The sequence below is a fragment of the Planococcus salinus genome (assembly GCF_003719725.1).
GTDB lineage: Bacteria > Bacillota > Bacilli > Bacillales_A > Planococcaceae > Planococcus > Planococcus salinus.
On record NZ_RIAX01000008.1, the window covers coordinates 114,282 to 136,010 of the forward strand.

16 protein-coding genes are annotated in these 21,729 nt (G+C 47.4%); all 16 read left to right on the plus strand.

Going from position 1 to position 21,729, the window contains the following annotated elements; translation table 11 throughout:
* The first annotated feature begins 25 nt into the window (after positions 1 to 25).
* The 16 genes from EEX84_RS11760 (at position 26) to nadE (ending at position 21,594) form a co-directional block, all read left to right on the plus strand.
* Positions 26 to 985 (plus strand): aldo/keto reductase, encoded by a 960-nt coding sequence (locus tag EEX84_RS11760; protein ID WP_123165837.1) that lies wholly within the window; start codon positions 26 to 28, stop codon positions 983 to 985.
* A 36-nt stretch (positions 986 to 1,021) separates the two neighbouring features.
* Positions 1,022 to 1,897 (plus strand): ROK family protein, encoded by an 876-nt coding sequence (locus EEX84_RS11765; protein WP_123165838.1) that lies wholly within the window; start codon positions 1,022 to 1,024, stop codon positions 1,895 to 1,897.
* A 26-nt stretch (positions 1,898 to 1,923) separates the two neighbouring features.
* Positions 1,924 to 3,543, plus strand: coding sequence for a glycoside hydrolase family 13 protein (locus EEX84_RS11770; protein ID WP_123165839.1), 1,620 nt, complete (start codon positions 1,924 to 1,926; stop codon positions 3,541 to 3,543).
* 188 nt (positions 3,544 to 3,731) lie between these two features.
* The gene (locus EEX84_RS11775) at positions 3,732 to 4,397 is read left to right on the plus strand and encodes a GNAT family N-acetyltransferase (RefSeq protein WP_123165840.1); all 666 of its coding nucleotides are present in this window, start codon (positions 3,732 to 3,734) and stop codon (positions 4,395 to 4,397) included.
* 122 nt (positions 4,398 to 4,519) lie between these two features.
* The gene (gene eutB / locus EEX84_RS11780) at positions 4,520 to 5,491 is read left to right on the plus strand and encodes a hydroxyectoine utilization dehydratase EutB (protein WP_123165867.1); all 972 of its coding nucleotides are present in this window, start codon (positions 4,520 to 4,522) and stop codon (positions 5,489 to 5,491) included.
* Positions 5,492 to 5,592: 101 nt separating this feature from the next.
* On the plus strand, positions 5,593 to 7,296 hold the full coding sequence (locus EEX84_RS11785; protein ID WP_123165841.1) for a PucR family transcriptional regulator: 1,704 nt from the start codon (positions 5,593 to 5,595) through the stop codon (positions 7,294 to 7,296).
* Between the two features lie 216 nt (positions 7,297 to 7,512).
* Positions 7,513 to 8,700 carry a M24 family metallopeptidase gene (locus tag EEX84_RS11790; protein WP_123165842.1) on the plus strand — a complete coding sequence of 396 codons (1,188 nt, stop codon included), beginning with the start codon at positions 7,513 to 7,515 and terminating at the stop codon, positions 8,698 to 8,700.
* Positions 8,701 to 8,727: 27 nt separating this feature from the next.
* Positions 8,728 to 9,732 (plus strand): cyclodeaminase, encoded by a 1,005-nt coding sequence (locus EEX84_RS11795; protein ID WP_123165843.1) that lies wholly within the window; start codon positions 8,728 to 8,730, stop codon positions 9,730 to 9,732.
* Positions 9,733 to 9,745: 13 nt separating this feature from the next.
* Positions 9,746 to 10,945 (plus strand): cystathionine gamma-synthase family protein, encoded by a 1,200-nt coding sequence (locus tag EEX84_RS11800; protein WP_123165844.1) that lies wholly within the window; start codon positions 9,746 to 9,748, stop codon positions 10,943 to 10,945.
* Positions 10,946 to 10,975: 30 nt separating this feature from the next.
* Positions 10,976 to 12,223, plus strand: coding sequence for a M20 metallopeptidase family protein (locus EEX84_RS11805; RefSeq protein WP_123165868.1), 1,248 nt, complete (start codon positions 10,976 to 10,978; stop codon positions 12,221 to 12,223).
* The gene (locus tag EEX84_RS11810; RefSeq protein WP_123165845.1) at positions 12,213 to 13,271 is read left to right on the plus strand and encodes a homoserine dehydrogenase; all 1,059 of its coding nucleotides are present in this window, start codon (positions 12,213 to 12,215) and stop codon (positions 13,269 to 13,271) included. The genes EEX84_RS11805 and EEX84_RS11810 overlap by 11 nt, the downstream gene beginning before the upstream one ends.
* An 18-nt stretch (positions 13,272 to 13,289) precedes the next feature.
* Positions 13,290 to 14,732, plus strand: a complete 1,443-nt coding sequence (locus EEX84_RS11815; RefSeq protein WP_123165846.1) for an aldehyde dehydrogenase family protein — start codon at positions 13,290 to 13,292, stop codon at positions 14,730 to 14,732.
* A gap of 60 nt (positions 14,733 to 14,792) precedes the next feature.
* Positions 14,793 to 16,379 carry a BCCT family transporter gene (locus EEX84_RS11820; RefSeq protein ID WP_123165847.1) on the plus strand — a complete coding sequence of 529 codons (1,587 nt, stop codon included), beginning with the start codon at positions 14,793 to 14,795 and terminating at the stop codon, positions 16,377 to 16,379.
* A gap of 246 nt (positions 16,380 to 16,625) precedes the next feature.
* Positions 16,626 to 18,341 carry a dihydroxy-acid dehydratase gene (gene ilvD / locus EEX84_RS11825; protein WP_123165848.1) on the plus strand — a complete coding sequence of 572 codons (1,716 nt, stop codon included), beginning with the start codon at positions 16,626 to 16,628 and terminating at the stop codon, positions 18,339 to 18,341.
* Positions 18,342 to 19,289: 948 nt separating this feature from the next.
* Entirely contained in the window at positions 19,290 to 20,753 is a 1,464-nt protein-coding gene (locus EEX84_RS11830) for a nicotinate phosphoribosyltransferase (protein ID WP_123165849.1), read from the plus strand.
* Between the two features lie 10 nt (positions 20,754 to 20,763).
* Positions 20,764 to 21,594 carry an ammonia-dependent NAD(+) synthetase gene (nadE, locus tag EEX84_RS11835; protein WP_123165850.1) on the plus strand — a complete coding sequence of 277 codons (831 nt, stop codon included), beginning with the start codon at positions 20,764 to 20,766 and terminating at the stop codon, positions 21,592 to 21,594.
* Positions 21,595 to 21,729: the final 135 nt, after the last annotated feature.

Here is a 21,729-nt window from a genome sequence, read left to right on the forward strand (position 1 = left end):
TGCTCTGAATCGAGGGAGGAATTTGATGAAGTACGGAAGGTTAGGGTCTACAGGATTACAGGTTTCAAACTTAAGTTTGGGAACCATGGCATTCGGTCGTTGGATTGATGAACAGGCTTCGGTGGAAATCTTGGACACCGCCTTGGATGCCGGGATCAATTTAATTGATACAGCGAATTTTTATGGCAAAGGCCAGAATGAGGCGTTCATACACGGTACAGGAGAGTCAGAGGAAATAATCGGGCGGTATTTGAAAGGGAGACGGGAAAAGGTTGTACTGGCTACAAAGGTCGGTTTGCCGATGGGCAAAGATGTAAATGACCGCGGCTTATCCAGGTTTCATATCATGCGAGAGATTGAACATTCCCTGCGCCGTCTTCAAACGGATTATATCGACCTTTACCAGGTTCATCGTTTTGATGAACGTACACCAATTGAAGAAACTTTATCAGCATTAACTGATTTGGTGAAGCAGGGAAAGGTGCGCTATATCGGCTGCTCGAATTTTGCAGCTTGGCAAATGGCCAAAGCAGATGGCATCAGCAAGCTTCAAGGATTGGAACGCTTCGTATCTTCCCAGTCGCAGTACAATCTGTTGTCGCGTGAACTGGAACAGGAAGTGATTCCGTTTTGCCTGTCTGAAGAAGTTGGGCTGTTGGTTTACAGCCCGATGGCGCGTGGCGTGTTATCCGGCAAATACAAATCAAAAGAAGACATGCCGGAAGGAAGCCGTGCAGCGAAAGGGGAAGCACTCATACAAAAATATTTCACTGATGAGAATTTTGAACGGGTGGCCCAATACCGGAAAATGGCGCAAGAATATGATGTCAATATGTCGCAATTTTCTCTTTCCTGGATATTGAATCAGCCTGCAGTCACGACTGCACTTGTCGGAGCCAGTAAACCTCATCATGTAACAGATGCCATCCAAATAGCTGATTGGAAATGGATCGATGAATTGAGAGAACAAGTAAACAGGATATAAGCTGCGATTCTTCACGGACAAAGATAGGAGGGCCTTATGGCAAAAGAACTGGGTGTTGACATTGGCGGAACGAAAATCCGCATAGCGATTGTCGAACAGGATGGCCGCTTGTCTTTTGATAAAAAAATACCAACAGAATTGCCGCTGTATCCTTATTTGGAACAGCAATTGCTGGGAGTTCTGGCAGATCACCCGGAGATTGAAGCGATTGGCATCGGAACCCACGGGTTTATCGATCCGGTAAAAGGATATGTCATCTATGCGACCGAAACGCTTCCAGGATGGACCGGCACACCGGTCAAGAGGTTATTGGAGAAAGCTACCGGCAGGCGTGTTGAAGTGGACAATGATGCAAATTGCGCGGCACTTGCAGAAGCAAAATTTGGTGCGGCGAAGGGTTACAGCAGGATTGTCTGCCTGACTCTTGGAACCGGTCTTGGAGGGGGCATCTTATGGGACGGCAAGCTGTTGAATGGAGGCCCCCACGGAGGAGCTGCGGAAATCGGCCATATGATCCTGCATCCCGGTGGAGTCCGGTGTACGTGCGGGCGAAGAGGATGCTTCGAACAATATCTTTCAGGAACAGCGCTCAAGAGAAAGATATGGGAGGCGGAATTGAAGATTTCACCGCAGCAACTATTTGAATCCGCTCAGTCTGACAAGCAGGCTGCCCGAATTTCAGATGAATTCACAACTGATTTGGCCGTTGCCATCAGTACGCTGCAAGCTGCTTTTGACATGGAAGTGCTGGTAATCGGCGGGGGCGTATCAGATTCGGCGCCGTTATGGATTGATCAGATGACAGAGAAGCTGAAAGGCTTACAGCTGCATCCCTTGGACATCAGAATAGCGCATTTCGGAAATGAAGCAGGTGTGCTGGGAGCTGCATTACTGGTTCAGGACAACGGTTAAACCGCTTTTGCGGGGAGGGGAAAGCGATGAAGAGAACGTGGTGGAAAGAAGCGGTGGTATATCAAGTGTATCCACGCAGTTTCTATGATACTGACGGGGATGGCCTCGGTGACTTGAAAGGTGTATTTGACAAGCTGGATTACCTGGAAGAGCTTGGCGTCGATATTATCTGGTTGAGTCCGATGTACAAATCCCCCAATGTCGACAACGGTTATGACGTCAGTGATTATTATGACATCATGGAAGAAATGGGAACCATGGAGGATTTCGATCGGCTATTGGAAGAAGTTCATGCGCGCGGCATGAAAATGATTCTGGATCTGGTGCTGAATCACACGAGTGACCAGCATCCCTGGTTTATCGAATCACGATCGTCCCGTGGCAGTGAAAAAAGAGACTGGTACGTGTGGCGTGACGAACCGACCAACTGGGAAAGCATTTTCAGTGGTCCTGCCTGGACTTATGAGGAAAAGACCGGCCAGTACTACCTTCACCTTTACGCTGAGGCGCAGCCTGATTTGAATTGGGAAAATCCGGAGGTGCGGCAAGCTTTATACGAAATGATCAATTGGTGGAGTGACAAAGGTGTGGATGGCTACCGTGTGGATGCCATCAGCCACATTAAAAAAGATTATTCGGACATGCCAAACCCAGAAGGCAAGGAATATGTGCCGGCCTGGGAGAAAATGACGGATGTGGAAGGAATCCATGACTTCCTGGCTGAAATGAAAGAACAGACGTTTTCGAAGTATGATTTGATGACGGTCGGGGAAGCGAACGGCGTGACGCCTGAAGAGATTGATGAATGGATCAGCGAAGAAAACGGCAAGCTTGATATGGTGTTCCAGTTTCAGACATGGTATTTACGGAAACCTGACGAAGAAAGCGGTGTTAACGTAACGGCGTTGAAAGAGATTCTGACACGCTGGCAAAAAGAAGCACAGGATGTCGGCTGGAATGCTTTGTATGTTGAAAATCATGACCGCTCCCGGATCGTCTCCACTTGGGGAGACGATGGCAGGTACTGGAGGGAAAGTGCCCTGGCTATTGCTTTCACCTATTTTTTCATGCAGGGCACTCCATTTATCTACCAGGGGCAGGAAATCGGCATGACGAATGTGGATTTCGACACGATCGATTTTTATGATGACATCAAAACCTTGAATCTGTACCGCTACAAACGGGCGGAAGGGCTGTCGCATGAAGCCGTGATGAAAATGGTCAAAAAAAGCGGTCGGGATCATTCGCGTACTCCAATGCAGTGGACCGACGGGGAAAATGCCGGTTTCTCAACAGGCAGTCCCTGGCTTGAAGTCAATCCCAATTACAAATGGATCAATGTCGAGAACCAGAAAAATGATCCGCAGTCCATTTTTTCATTCTACAAAAAAATGATTGCCCTGAGAAAAGAAAAAGAGGTCCTGATTTACGGCACGTATGAATTGGAAGAAGTGGGCTGTCCATCGGTATACGCCTATGTACGGGAAGATTCAAATGAAAAGCTGCTGATCATTTCCAATTTAAGCGGGGAACCGTGTATTTGGAATGCTCCCCGAAACGCTGATCTGTTGCTTGGCAATTACGAGACTGTCAATCATGTGGAACTGCAGCCATTCGAAGCGCGTGTATATCAATTGAGAATATGAAAGTGAAAATGTATCCTCGCTCGTTTATGAACGCAGAGAAAGAAAAGGATAGACTTGGGATGGACAGACAAAAAGTCTGTTGCTGAACTGCTTTTCCATTGTAAACTGCAGAAACCAATGGAGAAGCAGGATCTATCCGGCGCGGACAATCCGGGAAACAGAAAAAGATTTGAAAAGGAGAGTATGAAATGTACTATAAACGGCAGTATGTTTTTCAGGAGGGCAAGCCGGTTGAGGCTGTCGTGAGGAACTATGGACGGGAAGACTTCAAGGAATTGATCACTATTCAGCAGGAGAGTTTCCCTCCCCCTTTTCCGTCCGACCTGTGGTGGAACGAAGAACAGCTGACCAATCACGTGGAACGTTATCCCGAAGGGGCATTATGCGTCGAAGTAGAAGGTGAAATGGCCGGGTCCATTACAGGCTTGTTGGTCGACTTCGATCCTGTAAAGCCGGAACATACATGGGAAGAAATAACGGCAAACGGTTATATCCATACTCATCGACCGGAAGGCAAAACTTTATACATAGTGGATGTTTGCATCAAGCCCGAATTCCGTGCATTGAATTTAGGTAAGTTATTGATGCAGGGCATGTATGACCGGGTCATACATGATGGTTTGGAACGGGTTCTGGGAGGAGGACGGATGCCGGGATACCACCGCCACGCAGAGAAACTGAGTCCACAACAGTATATTGAAAAAGTCATTGCCGGAGAATTGAAAGACCCCGTTATCTCATTTCTTCTGCGCACAGGACGTACTCCGGTGACTTTGATTGGCAACTACCTGGAAGACGAAGAGTCCCATAACTTCGCCTTATTAATGGAATGGAAAAATCCGTTCAAGGGCTAGGCGCCTTCTTTCGGTCAGGAAAAGAACCAGGAGAAATTATGACAGTTAACTGAACAGTATGTTTCAATCTTCGTGACATCAAGGAATGGCGGGAGGGAACGGCAGTGACAGGAAAATTGGAGATGAGGGATATCTGGCAGGCCAAAAAGCGGATTGCCCCTATTGTGGACAAAACGCCTTTGATAGAATCGCCGATATTGTCTGAGAAAATTGGAAGAAAAGTTTATTTAAAGCTGGAAACTGTCCATGATATCGGTGCTTTCAAAATACGGGGCGCAGCCAATAAAATACTCAGTTTGACGGAAGAGGAGAAGGTCCGGGGCGTTACCACCTATTCGACCGGTAACCACGGCATGGCCGTGGCGTTTGTGGCGAAACAATTGGGCATCAAAGCGGTTGTCTGCATCTCAAACCGTGTCCCATCAGCGAAAGTGGCTTCTTTGAAAAGTTATGGAGCAAGAATTGAAGTTGTGGGAGAAAGCCAGGACGCGGCAGGGGTACGTTGCTATGAATTGCAGGAAACGGAAGGGATGACTGTCATCGAACCATTTGACGACCCGGACGTGATAGCTGGCCAGGGAACAATCGGGCTTGAATTACTGGAAGAGTTGCCTACTGTGACGGATGTCGTTGTGCCATTGTCGGGCGGGGGATTAGTTTCAGGAATTGGATTGGCAGTGAAATCGAATAATCCGTCCATTCAAGTGACAGGTGTTTCGATGGAGAAGTCGGCTGTCATGTATGAGAGCTTGAAAGCCGGAAAGCCAGTGGAGATGGAGGAAACCGAAACTTTGGCGGACAGCCTTCTCGGTGGAATCGGACTTGCAAACCGCTATACATTCGATATGTGCAGCCGCTATATGGATCATACCTTGCTGATTCCGGAACAAGACATTGCGTTCGCGATGGCCTACATGGTCCATCATCACCGGCTTATTATGGAAGGGGCCGCATCGACGGGTATTGCTGCGGTGTTGGGGAACAAACTCCAGGAGCAAAAAGGAGACGTGGCAATTATCATCAGTGGACACAACGTTGACTTTTCGGTGTTACTGCAAGTGATGGAGCAATATAAAGCTGAAAATGGGCTGTAACCGCTTTGCTTTCTGCTTTTCTTCTCCTCTCAAGCAGAGACGAATGTTATAATGGACGCAAATTATCCAGAATATAGTTGAATGATGTTTGGGGGGATGGCATGAGTCTGTCAATGGAGGATGTATTGCAATATGAGATATTAAAGAATGTGCGGGTGGTGGCAGGAAAGGAATTCCTTAGTGATCGACCGGTTCAATGGGTGTCTGTCATCGAAATGCCTGTCGAAAATTTTGTCCGTAAAAACGAACTCGTATTGACGACGGCAATCGGGTGCCGTCACGATGTAGAGGCATTCCGTTCGTTTGTGTCGGATGTGATCAATTCCGAGGCCTCGGCATTGATGATCGCTGTAGGAAGGCACGTGTATGATATTCCGAAAGAGGTTATCGAGCTGGCGGAAGCAAATGATTTTATCCTGATTGAAATTCCATGGGAAACACGTTTCGCCACCATCATAGAAGCGGTGATGAAAGATATTAACGACATTCATCATAAAGACCGGACCAAATCGGAAAAAGCACAGCAAGAGCTGCTGATGCTGATTTTGAATAATTCCGAGTTGAAAACCATTTCGAAGTATATCCAGCGGCATATCGGTTTTCCAATTGTTATTACTGATCGGAGAGGCTCCATCCAGGAAACCAACGGCCATTCTCATGCATTTATCGATAAGTGGCAGAATTATGTGCTGGAAGGCATTGTCCCTTTATCAAAGGAACAGCATATAGCGAGCCAGGATCCCATGGCGCAAAAATTACGGGTTGTCGATACAGCTGATCACAAGCTGCTGCAAATTCCGATTTTCCAGGCAATTGGCGGTCCTCAAGGCTATATATTCGTCATCCTGCCGGCTGATATATCGATCGAGTCGTATTTGACAGTATACCGGATGAATGTACTGGAACATGCGGCGACAACGATTTCTCTTTGGTTATCAAGACAAAATGCCATCGAAGCGACGAAAATCAGTATGCGGAGTGATTTTGTCCATGAACTGGCCAAAGGCAGTTTCACTACTGCAGACGAAGCGAATTCAAGGGCCAAAATGCTTGGGTATGACTTGCAGTTGCCGTACACCTGCATCATCGGTTATCCCGAAAACTTCAAAGAACTGTTTGAGAAGCGGAAACGGGAGTATGATTCCTTTACACAATGGACTGAGAGTATGGTGCGTTATATCGAAGAGGAAATTCTGTATGCAGCAAAATCATTGAAAAGGGAAATCATGTTTACTTATCAAGGGGAAAATTTGCTGATTTATTTGGAAAAACCACCGGTTGCTGAACACGAAAATAAACTCAACTTCCTGGATCTTGTTGACCGGCGGCTGAGAAATCTGTTGCCGGAAGTTGTCATTTCCTGGGGAATCGGGGACTATGTTGAAGGATTCCAGGGCTTGGCTCAAAGTTACCAGCATGCATTGCTGGCACTCAGTATTGGCAGGCGGAAAAAAGGCAAGGGTCAGCGGACATTATATGAAAACACACGGGTTGACCGTATCCTGCTGACGTTGACGAAAAACGAAGAAATGAAAGATATCATCACATCGACGATTGAACCGCTGGTCCGTTATGACGAGCAGCGGCAGATGGATTTGATCGGTACATTCATTGCATACAATCAGTACCACGGCAATGTCAGCCAAACATCAAGAGCTCTGAATCTGCATCGGCAATCGCTTCTTTACCGGCTCCGTAAAATCGAATCATTGACGGGATTGTCCTTGGTGGATCCCGATGATTTATTTTTACTGGATTTGAGCATCAAAACCTGGAAAATTGGTATGTCAGGGAACGCCAACTGACCCAGAAAATAAGAAACCGTCATGAAACTGGTGAGTACCGGTCTTCACGACGGTTTTTCGTTTGGGAATTATTAGACTTTTTAGATATTTTGTCTAAAATCATTTTTATTCTTCATACAGAATAACGGATGAAAGTTTAAAAGCTGAAGGACTACAATACAAGTACGGATCAAGTATTCCGAAAATTTGAAAAGTAATCAAGGAGGGAAATTGTCCATGTCATTTGGAACGAAAGAATACCAGGAAAGAATCCGGAAAACGAAAGAACGGATGGCTTCAAAAGGAATCGAAGTACTGCTTATCACGAATCCTTCGAACATGAATTATTTATCGGGATACGATGGATGGTCTTTCTATGTTCATCAAATGCTGATTGTCATCGACGATGAAGACCAGCCGATTTGGGTGGGCCGGACAATGGATGCGAATGCAGCGAAACTTACCACGTGGCTTTACCATGACAATATTATTCCCTATCCCGATTACTATGTTCAATCCGATACATTGCATCCAATGAGCTTTATCGCCGATGTGCTGAAACAGATTGGCCAGGACAAGCGGTCTGTCGGTGTAGAAATGGAGAATTACTATTTTACGGCACGCTGCTATGAGGAATTGAAAAAAGGGTTGCCCAACGCCGATTTCAAAGATGCTTCAACTCTGGTGAATTGGGTTCGGCTCATAAAATCAGATCAGGAAATCGACTATATGAAAATTGCCGGCACATTTGCTGAAAAAGCGATGATGGATGGCATCAACCTGATCGGCGAAGGCGTCCGGGAGTGCGATGTGGCGGCAAAAATCCTTCATTCCCAAGTTACTGGCACAGCGGAGCATGGCGGAGATTATCCGGCCATCATGCCTTTGCTTCCTTCAGGAGAAAAGACTTCCACTCCACACCTGACTTGGACAGACCAGCGCTATAAATTCGGAGAAACGGTCATATTGGAGTTGGCAGGCTGCTACCGCCGTTACCATGCGCCTCTTGCACGTACGGTGAATATCGGGCGGCCGAGCGACACGTTAAAGGCACTTGCCGATATTACGGTCGAAGGCTTGAATGCCTGCCTGGATATGATAAAGCCGGGCATTGCGTTGGAAGAAGTGGAAGAAACATGGAGAAAGACAATTGAGAGAAGCGGCCATGTAAAAGAGTCGCGGCTCGGATATCCGATCGGTTTGAGCTATCCCCCTGATTGGGGCGAACACACAGCGAGCATCCGCAAAGGGGACAAAACCATTCTGCAGCCGAATATGGCTTTCCATATGATCCCGGGCATGTGGTTCGACAGTTCCGGATTCGAAGTAAGCGAATCGTTCTATATTACAGAGACAGGATGCGAGACGTTTGCCAAACTGCCGAGGGAATTGTTCATCAAAGACGGGGCTTTAGTTGACTATTAGATGGTGTCTCAGGAGGTGCAGCAAATCGTGCTGGTTTTTACAGAACAGGAACTTCAGAAATTCGTGAAGCTGAACGGCGACTCTGTTGCTGTCATCGAAGAGGCTTTCACTGTGTTGGCAAGCGGCAACGCCATTATGCCGCCGATCATGAGAGTGGACATCGATGACCACAATGGTGAAGTGGACATCAAATCCGCCTATGTAAAAGGGAAAGACATGTTTGCCATCAAAGTGTCATCAGGGTTTTTTGATAACTATAAACTCGGCTTGCCGAGCGGCAGCGGCCTGATGATGCTGATCAGTACGCAGACAGGGATTCCGCAGGCACTGCTTTTGGATAATGGATACTTGACTGAAGTCCGGACCGCTGCTGCGGGAGCGGTGGTGGCAAAGCACCTGGCCCGCGATAAAGTCGAAACAGTCGGCGTCATCGGTGCAGGAAGCCAGGCCCGCCTCCAGATAAAAGCAGTGGCCCTTGTCAGGAATTTCAGCAAACTGCTTGTCTATGCCAGGTCAGCTGAGCGGGCCCGCAACTACGCAGAAGAAATGGCAGCACAATTGAATATAGAAGTACAAGTAATGGAAAGCGCTGAACAAGTGGTCCGCAACAGCGATTTGGTGGTGACCACGACCCCTGCAAAAGAACCGCTTGTCAAAGCGGAATGGCTGCATCCGGGCCTTCACATTACAGCGATGGGCTCTGATGCGGAATCAAAACAAGAGCTGGAAGCCGAAGTGCTGGTGATTGCCGACAAAGTTGTCTGCGACACGAAAGCACAATGTGCGCGGCTCGGTGAATTGCATCATGCGCTGGAAAGCGGCTTGCTGAAGGACGATACAGCGGTCATTGAGCTTGGGGACATTACCTCGGGACGCGCCAGAGGCAGAGATGACGATCGCCAAATTACAATATGCGATTTGACCGGAACGGGTGTCCAGGACACCGCAATCGCTTTGTTTGCACACAAGGAAATGACGGAACGGAATATCGGGATGGAAATCGGAAACAACCAGGCTTTTTCAAAAAACTAAGAGGAGTGGTCTTATGACACATAAAAACATACAAACAGGAACAAAAGCGGTATGGGCAGGAGAAAAAGAATATCTGGTGCACGGTGCTTCCCAAGTGCCAGTAGTGTTGAGCGTCGCTTACACATACGACGACATGGACGAATGGTATGACGTTGCAACCGGCAAGAAAAAAGGGCATATTTACGGCCGCAACACCAACCCGACAGTCCAGGCGTTCGAAGACAAGGTGAAGATTCTTGAAGGGGCAGAAGCTGCCACAAGTTTTTCCACAGGAATGGCAGCCATCAGCAACACGTTAGCGACTTTCCTATTGCCGGGCGATCGGATTGTTTCAGTAAAAGATACGTACGGCGGCACTAACAAAATCTTTACGGAATTCCTTCCGCGCCAAAACATCGAAGTGTCACTGGCTGAAACAGGGAATCACGAAGCAATTGAAGAGGAAGTGGCAAAAGGTTGTAAAATCCTTTACCTGGAAACACCGACCAACCCGACAGTTAAAATTACTGATATTGAACGAATGGCAAAAGCCGGACACGAAGCAGGAGCTCTCGTCATCATTGACAATACATTCGGCACACCGATCAATCAAAATCCGCTGGCGCTTGGAGTGGATCTGGTCATCCATAGTGCTACGAAATTCCTTGGCGGGCACGCAGATGCGCTTGGCGGTGTACTGGTCGGATCTCATGAGTTGGTTGAGCAGGTTTACCATTACCGTGAAATCAATGGCGCTACTATGGATCCAATGGCAGCTTATTTAACTTTGCGCGGGATGAAAACACTCCATCTCCGCGTCCGTGAACAAGGCAAAAACGCAATGGCGCTTGCCAAATACCTGCAGACAAAAGAACTGGTGGAAGACGTATTTTATCCAGGACTTGAAACGCATCCGAATCATGATATCGCCAAAAAACAAATGAAAGATTTCGGCGGTATGCTGAGTTTTGCAGTAAAAGGAGGAGTTGACACTGTCCGGGATCTTTTGCCGAAGCTGCAGTACGTCAACCGTGCAGCGAACCTGGGTGCAGTTGAAACGACGGTCGGGCCTGCCCGTACAACAAGCCATGTGGAATGTACACCGGAAGAGCGGGCTGCAATGGGCATTCCGGAAGGATTGATCCGTGTGTCATGTGGCATCGAAGACATCGAAGACATCATTGCCGATTTTGAACAGGCGTTCAAGCATGTCGAAAGCGCTTTGAAGGTGTAATGAGACCAAGAGTTGAGGTGAATGCAGGTAATGTCAAAAGTCCATCCTTTAGTCGGACAGGCCAACAGCTTGTCCAGTAAGCTGGTTGAATGGCGTCGTGCATTTCATCAATATCCCGAACTCAGCTTTCAGGAGTTCGGGACTTCCCGATATATTGCGGAAGTTCTGAAACAAATCGACGGCATGGAAGTGGAAACAGGACTGGGGCTATCGACCAGTGTAGTCGGTACATTGAAGGCCGGGAAAGGTCCGACCATTGCTATACGGGCCGATATTGATGCTTTGCCGATGCAGGAACAGAACGAATGCGATTATCGTTCGAGTAATGATGGTGTCATGCATGCTTGTGGCCATGACGCGCATTCCGCTATATTGCTCGGCGTGGCTCAATTGCTGGGGGAATATTTTGAAAAAGATCAACTGCGCGGGACGGTGAAATTCATCTTCCAGCCTGCTGAGGAAACCATTGATGAAGAAGGGCTCTCAGGTTCTCCTTACCTGATTCAAGCCGGGGTTTATGATGGAGTGGATGTGGCGCTTGCTCTCCATATGTGCCCATGGCTGCCAGTCGGTGATGCGCAAATAAGCGATGGCTACAGCATGGCAAATACAGACGTTTTTCAAGGTGTTATAAAAGGTACCGGTGGACACGGAGCTTATCCGGAACTCGGGACAGACCCGACTTGGATGCTCGGGCCGGTATTGCAGGCGTTACATGGAATCGTGGCGAGAAAGGTATCAGCTCTGGAGCCGGCTGTCATCAGCATCGGCCAAATCCATGCAGGAACAGCAAGCAATATCATACCGACGGAAGTGCAGATCGAAGGCACTATTCGCAGTTATTCAGCAGAAGTCCGTGACTTGCTGGCATTGGAAATAGAAAATGCATTTTCGATTGTGGAAAATCTTGGCGGCGAATTTATGCTAAACATTCAAAGAGGTGAGCCGGCACTGATTAACAGTCCGGCCATCAACGGATTGTTTACGAAAACAATCGATGAGGTTTACCCGGATATGCGGATCGTCCGCCGCCCGTTTGGAATGGGGGGCGAAGATTTTGGATATGTCACTCAGAAAATTCCGGGATCAATGTTTTTTTTAGGCTGTGCGCCTGACGATGGAACACAACGGGATTTGCACACACCCAATTTTGACATTAATGAAAATTGCTTGCCGATCGGAACAGCAATTCTCGCTCAAACCGCAATCAATTTTCTGACATACGAAATTCATTCACCAAATAAAGAAAAGTTAGAGGTGGAAAATCATGGTTCATAAACTGGCGTTCATCGGATTTGGCGTAGTGGGTCAAGGGTTGGCTGAAATTCTTCGCGATAAAAAAGAAGCTTTAAAAAAAGGAGAAGAATTTGAAGCGGAAGTTGTCGCTATTTCAGATTTGATGAAAGGTTCGATTTATCATCCGAACGGACTCGATATTGATACAGCGTTAAACGTTCTAAAAGAAACGGGGAATCTGGAAAATTACCCGCACACTCCAGGCCTGGTGACAGGATGGGACAGTTTGACAACCATTCGTAAAACAAATGCGGATACAATCATCGAAGTGTCTTTCACGGACGTCAAAACCGGACAACCGGCGATCGACCATTGCAAAACGGCGTTTGAAACTGGCAAGAATGTCGTGATGACAAACAAAGGTCCTGTGGCTCTGGCTTACAGGGAACTCGCGGAACTCGCTGACAAGCATGGAGTGCACTGGGGATTTGAAGGGACGGTCATGAGTGGAACGCCGGCACTCCGTATGCCGGTTGCAACATTAGCCGGAAACGACATCACGGAAATCCGTGGAATCCTGAATGGGACGACCAACTATATCCTGACGAAAATGGAAACAGAAGGCATCTTGTATGAAGAAGCTTTGAAGCAGGCACAGAAACTCGGCTATGCAGAAGCTGATCCAACAAGTGACGTGGAAGGTTATGATGCGCGGTATAAAATCGTCATTCTGGCGAATTATGTGATGAAAATCCCTTTAACGGTAGAAGAAGTATTCTGTAAAGGAATTACGGATATCACACTCCAAGACATTGAAGAAGCGAAAAGGGAAGGGAAAAGGTGGAAGCTATTGGCAAAAGCCCGTAAAGAAGGAGATAAAGTGATTGCTTCCATCGCTCCGGAAAAAGTCGATCTGGCGGATTCGCTCGCTTCTGTTCACGGTGCCATCAATGCAATCACGTACGAGACGGATTTATTGGGTCCAGTTACGTTGAGCGGTGCGGGGGCGGGAAAAGTCGAAACCGGTTTTTCCTTATTGATCGACCTGATCACCATTTCCCGTGAAAAAAAGGCAGTAAAACTATCCTGAAGCAAAGGCGGTAATCGTATGACTACTCATCTCAAAGGCCAAAAGATGTTTCTTGCAGGACAATGGGTCAACAGCGAACGGGTTATTGAAGTTCGTGACCCTCAAGACAACAGCATCATCGGTACAGTACCTGCTGCAACAGCCGAAGATATGCTCGAATGCATCGAGCAGGCGAAGCAGGGTGCGAAAATTGCAGCTGCCATGCCTGTGCACCAACGAATGAAAGTAATCTACGCTGCTGCCGATTATATTGAGCAGAACAGCGAGAAATATGCCCGGACGATTGCATCTGAAAGCAGCAAAACGATTCGTGAATCCAGAAAGGAAGTCGGCCGGGCCATTCAGACATTGCGCATCAGTGCTGAAGAAGCACGCCGCATCCATGGCGAAACGATTCCTTTTGACCAATCGCCCGGCAGCGAGAACCGTGTCGGCTATTTCTACCGCTTTCCGATTGGCATCATCGGTGCCATTACGCCTTTCAATGATCCGCTTAACCTGGTGGCGCACAAAATCGGACCGGCAATCGCTTCGGGCAATGCAATCATCGTGAAGCCGGCCACGGTGACACCGCTCAGTGCGCTGCTTTTGGCAGAAGCGTTTGCAGAAGCCGGCCTGCCTTCAAAGGTGTTGTCCGTCATTACGGGACACGGCCGTGAAATCGGCGATGCATTGGTCACACATCCCGCAGTGCGGATGATTACGTTCACCGGCGGCTTGGAAGCAGGCGAAGAAATCATGCGCAAAGCCGGCTTGAAAAAAATCGGCATGGAGCTCGGTTCCAATTCACCGGTCATTGTGCTGCCGGATGCTGATTTGGACGATGCCGTCGATTCCAGCGTTTCAGGGGCATTTTGGGCAGCCGGGCAAAACTGTCTCGGTGTTCAACGGATTTATATTCAGCAAAGTGTCTTCCATTTATTTATGGAAAAATTCATCGAGCAGGCCGCAGGCTATCTCGTTGGAGATAAACAGTCAGAACTGACTGATATGGGACCGTTGATTACTGAAAAAGAAGCCGTAAGAGTAGAGAATCTGGTCAATGAAGCGATTGAAAAAGGGGCTTCCTTACTGACCGGGGGAGAACGCACCGGGGCCTTTTATGCTCCAACCGTTTTAACGGATGTACCCGAAGATTGCACGTTGGCGACAGAAGAGATTTTCGGGCCGGTTGTGCTGCTGTACTCCGTCACCGATCTGGACGAAGCCATCGAGTTATCCAACGGAGTGGAGTACGGACTGCAGGCCGGAATCTTCACCAAAGACATCGATCAGGCGCATAAAGCGATTGCGAAAATGGATGTCGGCGGCATCATGATCAATGACAGCAGCGATTATCGAATTGATGCCATGCCGTTTGGCGGTGTCAAACAATCAGGACTAGGAAGGGAAGGCATCAAGTTTTCCATCCAGGAAATGACGGAGCCGAAAGTCGTTTGCTTTAAATTATCCGGCCAGTAAAGCATGGAAGCCAGCGTAGAATAATTGCTTGTTGATTTTAACGGAGAAGGGGACATCTATATGGAGAATAACCCGAAACGTGTATCTTATAACAATAAAACTTTTAAAGTTTCAGCGCTGTTTATCGCGTTGTTCACTATCTGGGGCGCGTTGTCCCCCGGCACTCTTTCAACCTATGCTTCTGCTGTTTTCGCCTTTACGAGCAATGGTTTCGGGTGGTTCTACCTTGTCAGTGTGGCAGCTTTCGTTTTGTTTTGCTTGTACCTGGCAATCAGCAAATACGGCAATATCCGCCTCGGAAAAGACCATGAAAAAGCGGAGTTTTCATTTTTTACCTGGATCAGTATGCTGTTCAGTGCCGGGTTTGGAGTGGGGATTGTATTTTGGGGTGTTGCAGAGCCATTGACTCATTTCGCCACTCCTCCTGTAGCAGGGATGGAGCCTCAAACTGCGGACGCAGCAAGAACGGCCATGCATTATTCATTTTTCAATTGGGGCATCCATCAATGGTCCGTCTTTGCAGTTGTCGGTCTGGCTCTCTCTTATTTTCAATATCGTCACAATCGCAAAGGAACAATCAGCGAAACCATTACAGATGTCTTACCGAAAAAAGGCAGAAGCCGCTTGAAATTTTCGATTGCTGTGCTTGCCATTATTGCCACAATCATTGGAGTATCCACTTCGATCGGCATGGGCGTGATGCAGATTGGCGGGGGATTGAATTATGTCTTTGATGTTCCGAACAATGCAGCTGTGCAGGTTGGCATCGTTGCTGCCATCATGGTGCTGTACTTAATCTCCGCGACAACCGGAATTGATAAAGGGATCAAGATTCTTAGTCTGACCAATATGTTGCTTGTGCTTACGCTGATGGTTTTCTTCCTGTTCAGAGGTCCGACAACTTTTATCGTGGAAAGTTTTATCGTGGGATTGGGTGATTATTTTCAGAATTTTATCGGAATGAGCTTCTTTTTGACGCCGTATACAGGAGAGTCATGGGTCAATGATTGGACAGTTTTTTATTGGGCCTGGGTCATTGCCTGGTCGCCATTTGTCGGTTCTTTTGTTGCCCGGGTTTCAAGAGGCAGAACAATTCGTGAATTCGTGCTCGGCGTCATGATCGTACCGCCTGTCATCGGCTTTGTCTGGATGGCAATCTTCGGAGGAACGGGTCTGTATCTGGATTTATTCAAAGAAAAAGCTTTGTCCGTAGCAGTTTCTCAGGACGTAACCACCGCTATATTCGTATTACTGCAGGAATTTCCTTTTTATACTTTCTTATCGGTGATCATGCTTTTGTTGATTGTCATCTTTCTTGTCACATCTGCCGATTCGGCGGTATTCGTACTAGGGATGATGTCTACAGACGGAGATTTGAACCCGTCGACAGGAGTGAAAGTCATTTGGGGTGTCCTGATGGCGGGAATTACATCAGTGCTTATCGTTAGCAGTGGATTGAAAGGCCTTCAGACGGCTTCCTTGGTGGCAGCGCTTCCGTTTACGCTGATATTGATTTTGATGAGCGTATCGCTGTTTAAATCTTTGCAGAAAGAAACAGCGGACGCCAAACAGGAACAGGAACAACCACAGGCGGAATCAGCTTTTCCTTTGAAAGTTGATCCGGCTCCTTTAAACAAAGAATCCTGAGACAGAAAGTGGCGGCGGAATTTCCAGTCGCCATTTTTTGTATGGCTGGACGAAATTATCAGCCTTTCCGGTCACTTGGCCGGTAAAAGAAGTTTGTTTCCCGAACAGGGTGAAGAACAGAAGTGAAACCGATTACATATGAAAGTTCTTTAACAGCCTGAAGAATTTGATGAAATAAATTTTTTTATTCATTGAATTCTGATAAATCTGTTCTATAATAATAGAAAAGAAAGGATAGGATACCTTATGACAAAAGATTTGCGCATCAACAGTAAAGTTTTCAGCGAAGGGGCGATGAAGGCGCCGAACCGGGCGATGCTTCGTTCAGTGGGGGTAACCGACGAGGATTTTAAAAAGCCGATGATCGGTGTGGCAAGTACGTGGAGTGAAGTGACTCCGTGCAATATACATATTCATGATTTAGCAGTCAGTGCGAAAAAAGGGGCAAGAGAAGCGGGAGGCGTACCGTTCATCTTTAATACCATCACCGTTTCTGACGGAATTTCCATGGGAACAGAAGGCATGAAGTATTCACTTTCGAGTCGTGACCTTATTGCAGATTCGATTGAAACCGTAGTAGGTGCAGAAAGCCTGGATGGATTAGTGGCAATCGGTGGATGCGATAAAAACATCCCCGGCTGTTTGATTTCCATTGCCAATTCAGAAGTGCCGGCTGTCTTCGTTTACGGTGGGACTATTGCTCCCGGTGTCCACAATGGCCAAAACATCGACATCGTTTCTGTGTTTGAAGGAGTGGGGCAACACAATAATGGCGCTATCAATGATGATACGCTCCGTAAAATCGAATGCGGCGCTTGCCCTGGAGCCGGTTCATGCGGCGGCATGTACACAGCCAACACAATGGCGTCTGCAGCTGAAGCGATGGGAATGAGTTTGCCAGGCAGTTCTTCCAACCCGGCAGAGTCGGAAGAAAAGCTGGCTGACTGTGCCAATGCGGGCGCAGCAGTTTATAATTTGCTGGAGCAGGGGATTTACCCGAAAGATATCATGACAAAAGAAGCGTTCGAAAATGCCATCACGGTTGTTATGGCACTTGGTGGATCGACCAACGCCATCCTGCATTTGCTGGCGATTGCCCATGCGGCGGAAGTCGATTTGACGATTGACGACTTTAACCGGTTGCAAAAGAAAGTGCCGCATCTGGCTGATTTGAAACCGAGCGGACAATATGTCATGCAGGATCTTCACCGTGTCGGCGGAGTTCAGGCAGTCATGAAAATGCTGCTGGAAGCGGGATACTTGCATGGCGATTGCATGACGGTCACCGGCAAGACAGTGGCGGAAAACTTAAAAGACGCACCTACTTTGCAGGAAGGCCAAAAAGTTATCATGCCGTTTGACAATCCGAAGCGCAAAGACGGTCCATTGATTGTCTTGAAGGGGAACCTGTCTCCTAGAGGGGCGGTAGCCAAGGTGTCCGGCGTCAAAGTCAAGCGCCATACAGGCCCAGCACGCGTCTTTGATACAGAAAAAGAAGCGACAGCTGCAGTAATGGACAATAAAATCAATGACGGAGACGTTTTGGTGATTCGTTACGTAGGACCAAAAGGCGGTCCGGGAATGCCGGAAATGCTGTCGATTTCAGCCATCCTGGTCGGAAAAGGAATGGGCGAAACGGTAGCTCTTCTGACAGACGGCCGTTTCTCAGGCGGAACGCACGGCTTGGTCGTCGGGCATATTGCACCGGAAGCGCAGGTTGGCGGTCCAATCGCTTTATTGAAAGAAGGCGATATGGTCACGATTGACTCTGATACCCAGGAAATTTTCATGGATGTATCAGATGCGGAACTGGAAGAGCGTCGTCAAGCGTGGGTCGCACCACCGCTTCATAAAAAAGGCGCCCTTGGAAAATATGCACACAACGTCACCTGCTCTTCCAGAGGAGCCGTTACCGATTATTTAAACCGTCAGGAAGAAAAAGCGACTTCCCTGAATGTATAAGTTATAAGCCATTGGAAAAGGGATGCCCTCAAGTTGAGGACATCCCTTTGTTTTTTAAGGTAACATTTAATAGTTTTGACTCAATTTTTCAACCCGAAGATTCGGGGAATCATTTCCATTGAAAGGATTAACTTTCTGTGCCGCGGTCATTGTTCCACTGGAGGTTTTCTAACTTAAGCAACGTAAACCCTACCTTCTTTTACGTCCTTGCGATCCTGAAATCGCGCCAGTGTGAATAAGTATTCTCAAAAACATTACGTAGAATGCCAGATTATCAAAATCTACCAGCTACCTTATTTGTTAACTGAGTTATTATCGCATATTACAGTACTATTGTCAATGAAATGCACTGAGGGCTGAAAATTGCCTGTAAAAGCACAACTATAATGATATTTAAGTTGAACAAAAGAATTATCCTTTATCTAACGCTTCGACGCTGAGAGAAGTCACTAAAGAGATGGAGCAAAACAGCGAGGACGCCCAGGGGACCAAGCGAAGTGGTGAGATCCACTCGGGCGTTAAGCCCGAGTTAGCTCAGCGCGAGCCAAGAGTTGGCTGAAGCTTGCGAGGGCAACTCTTGGCGACGAAGCTAGCGAAGCGATGCAACGCCCTTTCATGTCTCGAAGCTAGCGAAGCGATGCAGAGACAGGAGCACGGGTTTTGGCAATAGGCAGCGCGACGTCCTGTCGCGCCTATTGCATGACCCACATCCTGTGGGCCCGCAAGCGGANAAGCGATGCAGAGACAGGAGCACGGGTTTTGGCAATAGGCAGCGCGACGTCCTGTCGCGCCTATTGCATGACCCACATCCTGTGGGCCCGCAAGCGGAGCTGTTTTGCGGAATATCGATTACTAAAGATTATTAGTTCAACTTATATAGAAGGTTTTTCAGCAGAAAATTTAGTGTATAATTATAGAAATTACGGTTTCTTGGAGAAGGAGATTTTTATGGGGAAATATTCAGATGACAGCTTGGCACTGCATACGGACTTATACCAGATCAATATGTCGGAGGCTTATTGGGCGGATGGCATGCATGAAAGAAAAGCAGTTTTTGAATTGTTCTTCCGAAAGCTTCCATTCGGCAATGGCTTTGCTGTTTTTGCAGGGCTGGAACGGATACTGGATTATTTAAAAGGTTTTCGGTTCACGGATTCAGATCTTGCTTATCTCAAAAATGAAGTCGGCTATGAAGACGATTTTCTCGCATATTTAAAGACGGTTCGTTTTACAGGTGATGTATACTCGGTAAAAGAAGGGGAGCTGGTTTTTCAGAACGAGCCGCTGATCCGTGTTGAAGCCCCGCTCGTAGAAGCGCAATTAATCGAAACAGCATTGCTCAATATCGTCAATTATCAGACCCTTATCGCAACAAAAGCAAGCCGCATCAAACAGATTGTTCAGGATGAAAGAGTGATGGAGTTTGGTACACGGCGTGCTCAGGAAATGGATGCAGCCATCTGGGGAACGCGGGCAGCATATATCGGCGGCCTGGAAGCGACAAGCAATGTCCGTGCCGGCAAAAAATTCGGTATTCCAGTAGCGGGGACCCATGCCCATTCGCTTGTGCAAGCCTACAAGAACGAGTATGAAGCATTTCATGCCTATGCAAAGCGGCACAGAGATTGCGTGTTTTTGGTCGATACATACGACACGTTGAAATCAGGCGTGCCAATTGCCATTCAAGTGGCAAAAGAACTGGGAGATAAGATCAACTTTCTGGGGATCCGTCTCGACAGCGGAGACATTGCTTTCCTGTCGAAAGAAGCACGCAAAATGCTGGATGCAGCCGGCTTTACAGAGACAGAAATCGTTGTTTCCAATGATTTGGATGAATATACGATTTTAAACCTGAAAGCACAAGGAGCCCGTGTCGACTCGTGGGGGATCGGGACAAAACTGATCACCGCATATGATCAACCGGCACTTGGTGCTGTCTACAAAATCGTGGCAATTGAAAATGAACACGGTGAAATGGAGGATACCATCAAAATCTCGGGGAATGCCGAGAAAGTGACGACTCCCGGATTGAAAAACGTTTACCGGATTATAGATAGGGAAAATGGAAAGTCAGAAGGTGATTACATTACCATGCAGGATGAAGATCCCGCTTCGGAAGATCACTTAAAGATGTTCCACCCGATTCATACTTTTGTCTCGAAGTTTGTCTCGAATTTTGATGCAGTAAACATCCACCAGCAGGTCATCAAAAAAGGCGAAGTGATCTATGAAAATCCGCCTTTGCCGGAAATTCAGAAATACGCATACAGCAATCTTGGGTTGCTTTGGGAAGAATACAAGCGATCACTGAATCCCGAAGAATATCCGGTCGATTTAAGCCAGAAATGCTGGGACAACAAAATGCGGAACATCCAGGAAGTAAAAGAAGCGATCACTGAACTAAAAGGTTAGGAGGAGTTCCATGACGACTTTACAACAACAAATTATCGAAGAATTGAAAGTTTCGCCGTCCATCGATCCCGCAGCAGAAATCGAACGGACGATTTCATTTTTAAAAGAGTATTTAGTGAAACATTCGTTTCTGAAAGGTTTTGTGCTGGGAATCTCAGGAGGGCAGGATTCCACGCTGGCCGGTAAATTGGCTCAGATGGCTGTAGACGAATTGAATGAAGAAACGGGTGAGCAAACATACGGTTTTTACGCGGTTCGTTTACCTTACGGCGAGCAATTTGATGAAGACGACGCGCAGGATGCACTGAAGTTCATCAATCCGACAAAAACCTACACAGTGAATATCAAAGGAGCTGTAGATGCCAGCGAACGGGCTTTGGCTGAGGCGGGGATTGCCCTGAGTGACTTTGTCAAAGGGAACGAAAAAGCCCGTGAACGGATGAAAGTGCAGTTTTCAATTGCGGCAATGGAAAATGCCGTAGTCATCGGAACGGATCATGCAGCAGAAGCCATCACCGGATTTTATACCAAATACGGAGATGGAGCAGCTGATATTACACCGCTGTTCCGTTTGAACAAACGGCAGGGCCGCGCCATGTTAAAAGAACTTGGCAGCCCCGAACATCTGTACACAAAAATCCCGACTGCCGATCTTGAAGCGGACAAGCCGGCGATTCCGGACGAAGTCGCCCTGGGGCTGACCTATGACATGATTGACGATTATCTGGAAGGCAAAGAAATACCAAAAGATTCGCAGGAGATATTGGAAGGGCATTATTTGCGCACACAGCACAAACGCCATCTGCCGGTCACGGTATTCGATGACTTCTGGAAAAAGTAAGACAAACGGGGCTTTTTAAAGCCCTGTTTTTCTTTTGGGCATAAATACCCTTTGCGCCGACAAAGTTGAGTTATGAACCGGAATTCGTTATTCTAATGATAAGAATCCGATAATTTCGAATGCTTTTTACATGCA